This window comes from Geminicoccus flavidas, assembly GCF_009806515.1.
GTDB lineage: Bacteria > Pseudomonadota > Alphaproteobacteria > Geminicoccales > Geminicoccaceae > Geminicoccus > Geminicoccus flavidus.
On sequence record NZ_WUJP01000963.1, the window covers coordinates 1 to 948 of the forward strand.

Genomic DNA, 948 nt, shown 5'->3' on the forward strand with positions numbered 1-948 from the left:
CTGGCAGCAAGAGCCTGAGCTTCTTCACCAGCCACCCGGCCACTACTCCGCGGGACCAAACACCTAGCGAGTTGCGGTGCCGACCCAGACAGGCGCGTTGTCCACATGAGTGGCACCACGATCGCATCCACTCGCGCACCCATGCCGCTACCCCCGCTACCTTTTGCTACCCTTCGGCTTCTGGGGGAGCACGACCGGCCATTAACGGAGAAAGGGGAGGCGGGGCCAGCCTTTGCGCGACAGCCGCCATCTCCATCTCGCTCAGGAGACCAGCGGACCTTCGGTGCCGATTGCTCCGAAGCGTGTCGATAGACCTCCAGCCAAGCCATGGCGTCGGCCCCGGCGATTACGGTCCGCCGTCCGATCTTGGTCGCCCGCAACTAGGAGTGGATCCGGCTGCTCGCGTTGTAGCGCGGACTGTCCACGCCATCGAACCCGCCGACGATCCGGCCAAGCCACAAGTTTCCGCTCTCTCCGACATAGGTCCGGGTCGTGTCGGTCAGGCAGTTCGAGGCCGCCGGATCGGCGATCTCATAGACAATCAGCTCGTACTCGCCGTAGTTGCCTCGGGCGTGGCGGTCGCCCCACTCCCCGTTCGGCCTGGCCCTTTCGCTGTACCACGGCCACCATTCCAGCATCCCCGTCATGGGCGCGGTGAACTGCCAATGGTAGCGGTGGCCACTCATATCGCCGAACTGCGCGCCGCGCCCACTTGGCGATGTTGCTGGTATCCGGCTGTTCGCCCGGATCAGTGGTGCCGCCCGACGCAAGCGTGAACGGCGACGATAAGCTGAGCAGGAATCCGACAGCATCACGCCCTCCCCAGGAGAGCTGAGCTGATCTGCCCCATGACGGGTCCTACTGGCTCATTTGAATGGCCCGAGGCTGCAGCTGCGTAGTTCTGGGAGAGTTTTGGCATGGATAGCAGTCAGTCCAAGTGAATGGCCA

The 948-nt window shown here is 63.8% G+C and carries 1 protein-coding gene; it reads right to left on the minus strand.

Going from position 1 to position 948, the window contains the following annotated elements; all coding sequences use genetic code 11:
* Window positions 1-380: 380 nt before the first annotated feature.
* Entirely contained in the window at window positions 381-686 is a 306-nt protein-coding gene (locus EQG76_RS27620; RefSeq protein WP_159718266.1) for a hypothetical protein, read from the minus strand.
* Between the last annotated feature and the right edge of the window lie 262 nt (window positions 687-948).

Coding starts and splice junctions, on each gene's coding strand:
- EQG76_RS27620 (WP_159718266.1), bottom strand. CDS start 686: ATGAGTGGCCACCGCTACCATTGGCAGTTCACCGCGCCCATGACGGGG.